The sequence below is a fragment of the Thermogutta sp. genome (assembly GCF_014359955.1).
Lineage (GTDB): Bacteria > Planctomycetota > Planctomycetia > Pirellulales > Thermoguttaceae > Thermogutta.
On sequence record NZ_JACIYL010000178.1, the window covers coordinates 1 to 6,857 of the forward strand.

Below are 6,857 nucleotides of genomic sequence, written 5' to 3' on the forward strand. Positions count from 1 at the left end.
AGTACGGAACGACCCACCACCAGGGGCTTGCAGGGTTACTCACTCCAAACAATTCGTGGAGAACAGGTCCAAAGGTCAGATGAAGCCCCGCCGACTCGTCCAGTCCAAGGTAGAACCACCAGACAGCCGCCACCAGCCAGCTCCCTCCGCGGCGTGTTTCACTGCAGTGGAGGGTCCACCAGATGAGCAAACTGGCCACCGCCGTCCATGTGAGGACCAGCGTGGAAACACAACTGGCCAGATTGCCCGGTCCTTCCAGTCCAAACGCCGGTAAGGGCTGCGCAACCCAAAGCGGTTGGGGACTTCCCAATCCCCGGTAAGCAGCCACGAGAAGCCCCGTGAGCCCGGCCCCCGTGGCCATCACACCCCACGACGGATTTTTTTTGGGGAACAGGTCGGCGAGTGTGGGAAACCACAAGTCTCCCTGAGAATATGCCTCCGATGAATTGTGCGGGGGCACCCCTTCCTGCCACTGGTCTGGATCAGGCAAGTTGGAGGAGAGCGGGGGCCGCACCATGGGATTTCATCCACACATTCGCAGAACCATCAATCACTCCAGCGATGACGCTCGCCGCACTTTGAGACGCCCAACCCGCCCAGAGATGCCGGCACCCTTGATCATCCGGCATCCCAGGGGCAAACCCTGACACTTTTCCACCACTTACCCGACGGTGCGGACGATCTTCGGTATTTCACCTCTCGGCGTGTGCGTTCATTGACCTTGAACACGTCTGAAAAAATGCCGCCCGGCACGGACAGCGCGCCAGTGCGCCCTGTACGCGTCGTATCGTCAGCGCAGGGAAAAGAGGAAGCACCAGGGGGTTTCCGTCGCCGCACCGACCGGCAAACGGACAGACGTTTTCCGATTGCTGCGGTTTGTTCTGGATATGCCGGCTTTATCGAACGAACAAGTGAGACTATTTGTTACCACCCCACCACCCGCCCCTGGAACGACCGGAACAGTGAACCTCAACCAGTATCCCGTCAGACGCTCAGTGCAGCTTTATTCCTCGCGAAGCCATCAAGAATCACGGATCGGCTAAGGCACTTTTCCGGAAAAGAATGGGGTGGTGTTGTTTCTCCCGTCCGAACACCCAACACGCGATCCAGACCCGGCATCAAAGAGGTCGTCTTGGTGCCCGCGGGCGGCACTTCAATAGCCCTAATTCTTCCTCGATGATCGACCTCCAGCGTCATTGGGAGAGTCGCTTCGTGAATCATTTCTTCGAATCGATCTGGATCAACGGGTTCTCCGTTGACACTGTAAATATAGTCGCCGGGCTCCAAACCCGCTCCATCCGCCGGGGCACCTTTGAGAATATGGGTAATCATGACCGCCTTGGGCACCGCCTCATCCTTCATCCACTGGATACCCAGTTTAATGGGTGGTCCGTCGAGAACCACCGTTTTCTCAACGGGTGGAGCCTCCCCGTAGTGCGCTCGCACGGTTAGATGAATTTCCCGATCGGAAGTCAACAGTGTGGCAGCGAGAAAATCGTCCACTTCTGTGATGGGCCGCCCGTTGACCGCCAGAATCCAATCTCCCGGTTCAATTCCGGCTTTTGCCGCGGGGCTATCGAACAGGACCTTGGCCACCCGCAGCACCGCTGGTCTGGTGTCATTCCCCGGCAAGGGATAGCGTTCCACAGACAGGCCTACCCGATTCCGCCAGTTGGGCGGAGACTCCAAAATCTCACGGCGCCTCGTTTCGGACTCTTCCGTGACCCCGGGGCGAAAAGCCGGTAGATCGTCCGCATTCGCCAGATCGTAGCTCATCTGGAAAACCCACCGGGCAATTCGCTCCATGCCCTCCAAATTGAGCTTGTCCACGTCATCGGTAGCCTTGTGATAATCCTCGTGAAGTCCGGTATGGAAAAGCAGCACCGGAATCGACCGCCAGAAAAAGGGCGCATGATCGGAGTCCGAGCGATTCATCCAGGAAAACTCAAGATCGAAGCCATACGCTCGGTTGGCACGGCTCACGGTCGGACGCAATCCCGGTGCGCTGCGCCACCCGTACATCTCCACGCGATCCATCCGCAGACGCCCGATCATGTCCATGTTCACCATCAGTTTGAGCTGCTCGATAGGCCGGGTGGGATGGGCGACCCAGTACTTGGACCCCAGCAGGCCTTTCTCTTCTGCATCGAAAAACACAAACAAGAGCGTACGTCGCGGAGATTGGGGAAGCAGAGTATACGCTTGAGCGATTTCCAGGAGAGCAGATGTCCCACTTGCATTATCATCAGCACCGTTATGAACCTCTCCCGGCTGGTCCCGCACGTTTCGCCGCGTTCCGTACCCGACGTGGTCGTAGTGAGCGCCCAGAATGATGTACTCGTTTCGTCGCGAGGGATCGCTCCCAGCAATCTCCCCGATGACGTTATGAAACCCGTCACCAAACGGCTGATAGAAGCCTTCGGTACCGGCGGGACGCAGACCATAATGCTCCAGCGCCGAGACGATGTATTGGGCGGCCATCTCATTGCCCGGCGTTCCCGCCTCTCGCCCCTCCAGCTCATCGCTGGCCAGGATCGCCTCATGATTGAGCAATTCGTCCCGGGTGATGGAGTGCAGTGCCGCGACGAATCCCGCATCGTGGGCGTCACCACCCCGGACAACGCCGACTGCCGAGAGGCCAAACGCAAACAGGAGAACAAGGCACCCTAATCGCAAGCGTTCTCCCCTGCCGATGTTGGAAAATCGCATCATGGCATTCCACCCGGGATCCCGAACCAAAAACAGATACCGTCAGCCGCCACGGGCCAAAACCAGGTCAGCCTTCATTATAGAGATGACGGCGATGGGTTGGGCGACCGCCCTTTCACGGCGGCACTTCCCCACGATCTAGCAAGGGACCATAGCTGGGAATGACGCGATGGCGTGGTCCGATACTCCGCCACCATCCCACCCAGGGCAGTCTTTCCCGTTTGTTCAGGTCAATTTCTGCCCAGACCAACCCCTCTTTGCCGGCGCTGGAGGCGAGAATGCGCCCCATCGGATCGATGATCATGCTATTGCCGTCATAGACCGACGGTACCAGATAGACACCGGCATCCCGTGCCCGAACGCGAAAGACGGCTTCTCCCTCGGCGCGTCCATCCTGGTCTGGAAAAGTTGTGCCCCAAGTCGGTGCAAAGACAATTTCGGCCCCCTTCAACCGCCAGATCGTGGCCACCTCGGGAAAGAACCAGTCATAACAGATCTGAATGGCAATCCTGCCGAACTCCGTGTCGAAAACGGGATAATCCATCCCCGGTGTAAAACCTTTCGTCCATTCCTCACGGGGCAAATGGACCTTGCGGTACTTTCCCACAAGTTGCCCCTCCCTGTTGATTAGGACGGCCGTGTTGTACGGCGTTTGCCCCTCGATCTCGTACAACCCTGCGATCACCCAAAGATGGTTCCGCCGGGCAGCTTCCCCGAGTCGCTCAGTGGAGGGCCCCGGAATCGGCTCGAGCACATCGGCGGCCGCCTTACTGGTGCCGACCAGCGTAATGGCTTCCCCCAGACAGACGATATCCAGCCCCAGTTTTCCCGCCTCGTCAAGCTGGGCACAGAATAGATCCAGGTTCTTCTCCGGCGTGCTGTTGCGGGGACGGAGATAGACCGTGCCGACCTTCACTTTCCGCGGAGGCGGCGGGGCGGCAGGTCGCAGGGTGACGCTTTGCCAGAGCACTTCGGCTCCCTGGGGCCATTTGACATCCAGGGAAATGATGGCTCCGTCCGCCCCTTCATCCGCCTGCAAAACGTCCGCAAACCGAAAACGCCAGCTCCCGGGTGAGGTCCTCGATGGCGTTAAAAAAGGTCCCGCGACCAGCCAACCTGCCGGATGGGTAGCCTGCCCCTTTTTGGTGAAGGTCACTCGCACCAGGACAATTTGCCAGGGTGCCTCGCAGCGACGAATCTGGCCGGTGGCCTCCACCGCGTAATATTGACCGGCTTCGATTCCAAAGATCACCTGTTTCAGGCCGCCCACCGCAAACGGCCGGTCGGGGGCATCAACCACCACGCCATCGCTGTCCGGGCGAAATCGGCAAGCTGTGCCGGGCAGGCTCGGCGCCCAAATCTCCCAGTGCGGAGGTCCTTTCTCACTCCATCCCGTAAAACCCGAATTGACGACCAAATTCTGGCACGGGGGACATGACGGCAGTCCAGACGGCGATTCGGCAACCCCTACACTCGCGCCGAGAACTGCCGCAAAGACGCCAAACACCAAATTTCTCACGTCTTTCCTCCTTTGCCGACACTTCCCGGCTTGATGCACGATCTCCCTGAGGCCGATCGCCAGGAGAGCGAACTACTGTTCGGACTGCCCTCTGGGGGCCAGGAAGCCGATCTCCACCAGAAATTGATCTGCCAGTTCCAGCGTTTTTTGATAGGCCGAGTTGTCACCTCGTCCAAAGTTAAAGAATCCATGGCCGGCCCCTTCAAACGGCACCAGCTCGCATCGATTACCGGCCTTTTTCATCGCCTCCGCAAAGACCCGAATGGTCTCGAATGGAACCGTGGTGTCGGCCGTTCCGTGGAAGATGATCATCGGCGGCAACCCCGCCCGGATGTGGTGATACGGAGATACGGCTTTCGGCTCAGTTCCAAGCCTGTCTCGCAACCGTTCCTCCAAATCCTGCCGCGGCACACGGTCCGACAAACCCTCTCGACTGAGAATCAGCACCGGATTGAACAGGATCGCGGCATTGGCCTGGGAGCTTATCGTGTGATCCTCGTCAGGAGCTTCCAGATCTGGAACCATCACGGTACACGCGGCCAGATGTCCTCCCGCGGACCCTCCGGAAGCCACGATCTTCTGCGGGTCCACTCCCAGCTCGGCGGCGTGCTGGCGGACCCACCGAATGGCAGATTTGGCGTCTGCCACGCAATCTGCCACCTTCGCCTTGTCGCGACTGCCCACGCGATAGTCGGCGGCCATGGCCACCATACCCCGCGCGGCAAAATACTCGCACTGCGGTCGAAACTGTGCGGGACTCCCACCCTGCCAACCGCCTCCAAAAAAGAACACGATGGCCGAACGCCGGTCCGTGGGCTTCCAGTCTTTCGGCTTGTAGATGTAGAGCTTCAACTCAACATGATCAACTTTTTTGTAAACCCTGACCTCCGCCCCCGGCATTTCCGGTGGATAGCGCAATCGTCCCACCTGGGCCACCGAGACTTCCCCAAACGTCACCGCACACCAGATGAAAACACCGGCCAGAATGACACAGTTTCGCATCGTTCACGCGCCTCCCACGCTCATACCAAAGGAACACTTGTTGTTGAAGACTCAACCTGTACTGAGACGCACTCCATACACGACCACAGAAAATCCGATGACGACCATGTCCCCCATCCTTGGAGGCAGCATGTTGCGCCAAATCAGCGATGTTCACGGCTCACCGGCAACTGCTGCACCGCTAGCCCCAGACGCCAGGGGATTTCCCCATACACCTTGCCTCGCATTTCCTCATCGCTCACCCCCTGAAACAGCATTTCCAACCGATCGGGATTCACCTCCATCCGCTCGTCAATCCCGTCGCGGATCAACTCACCGTGACTGAATGATTCACACCAGGGTTCTCCACGAAACGTCACATTTTGTGGACCGAGGAACGGCTTGTCACGCTCGGCGGCCAAAGGTCGCCATTCTCCATCCAATCGGTCGGCCAAATAGGCCTTATAATATCGCCGTCTGCCATTCTGCGCTTCGATGATGGCCAAATACAGCGGCAAGCCCTTCAGTCGATACACATGGGCGGCTTCAAAAATATCCGCCCGCAGCACCACCTTCGGTCGGCTCCACCCATGGGGAAAATCCTTCAGCGAAGTCTCGGATCTCCAGAACTGCCCGTCCAGTGACGTGAAGAACAAATGGGCCTTTTCGTCGTCGCAGATGACCCAGAAGTCAATCCACCGTTGGACACCCTCCGGACCGGTTGGAAAGAGGAAACACGGCGAACTCCATCCCGCCACGTCATCCAGCCGGTCGTTCGTGGAAAACGCAGGCTGAAGCGCGGGCTTGCGATTCGGGTCGGAAGTTTGATAGATGAGGTACCACTTTTTGTGCGGCCGAAAGTAGAACACCTGCGGCGCACAGTAGTAGCCGTCGGTGATCCTGAGAAACTCCCGCCGGGGTTGCTCGTCCTGCCAGTCACGCAAAACGAGATATTCCACCTGGTGCGTCCGGGGCTTGCCCCGCACCGTGCAGAACAGATGCCAGCGGTCCTCAAAGCGCACCACGCTGGGATCCTTGATCGAGAAGTAGGTCATTTCGGGTGTGCTTTCCCTGGCGGCCACAATGGGCGGTCCCACAACCCAGTGGAAATTCCCCGTTTCAAACGCGGAGGGCCACAACTTTTCACTCGCGGACTCAGCCGCAGCACGGCCCCCAAGAACAATTCCCCCGACCGCAAAAACCACCATCCACAACGGATAAGATGCCGTTCTCATCATCACGTAACTCCCGGAAGAATCAGCACGCGCGATCATCAGGGCGAGTTGGGCAGGGTCTTGTCTTCAAAATCATGCTTCACTCCGCGAAGATGGGCATCGAAGAACGCGTCCACGATGCGTTCTATCTCCGGATTCCGAAAGCCACCATGGCCTCCGTCTTCAACGGTGATCAAATACGCAGGCACACCCACCTTGCGCAGGGCGTCCCGCAAAACGACAGACTGCTGATGCGGCACCAGGGGATCCTTTGTGCCGTGGACCAAAAGGAACGGCGGGTCATCCTTGGAAACAAAGGTGATGGGCGACGCCTGACGGGCTTTGTCAGGATTATCGGGGATGGCACCCCCGATCAGGCGGGATTCCGGCGAATCTGGAGCGTAGTGCTTGATCTGGCTGGGATGATCCCCGAT

6 protein-coding genes are annotated in these 6,857 nt (G+C 58.6%); all 6 read right to left on the reverse strand.

Going from position 1 to position 6,857, the window contains the following annotated elements; genetic code table 11:
- The coding region (locus H5U08_RS07505) for a hypothetical protein (RefSeq protein ID WP_297031779.1) at positions 1 to 517 on the reverse strand (517 nt) is incomplete at its 3' end.
- A gap of 467 nt (positions 518 to 984) precedes the next feature.
- Positions 985 to 2,712: a M28 family peptidase gene (locus H5U08_RS07510; RefSeq protein WP_297031781.1), complete on the reverse strand. Its 1,728-nt coding sequence runs from the start codon at positions 2,710 to 2,712 to the stop codon at positions 985 to 987.
- Positions 2,713 to 2,824: 112 nt separating this feature from the next.
- On the reverse strand, positions 2,825 to 4,228 hold the full coding sequence (locus H5U08_RS07515; protein ID WP_297031783.1) for a carbon-nitrogen hydrolase family protein: 1,404 nt from the start codon (positions 4,226 to 4,228) through the stop codon (positions 2,825 to 2,827).
- 72 nt (positions 4,229 to 4,300) lie between these two features.
- Positions 4,301 to 5,230, reverse strand: a complete 930-nt coding sequence (locus H5U08_RS07520) for an alpha/beta hydrolase (protein WP_297031785.1) — start codon at positions 5,228 to 5,230, stop codon at positions 4,301 to 4,303.
- 143 nt (positions 5,231 to 5,373) lie between these two features.
- Positions 5,374 to 6,447 (reverse strand): non-reducing end alpha-L-arabinofuranosidase family hydrolase, encoded by a 1,074-nt coding sequence (locus H5U08_RS07525; RefSeq protein WP_297031786.1) that lies wholly within the window; start codon positions 6,445 to 6,447, stop codon positions 5,374 to 5,376.
- 35 nt (positions 6,448 to 6,482) lie between these two features.
- Positions 6,483 to 6,857 (reverse strand): prolyl oligopeptidase family serine peptidase (locus H5U08_RS07530; RefSeq protein WP_297031788.1); only part of this gene is annotated, 375 nt, incomplete at its 5' end.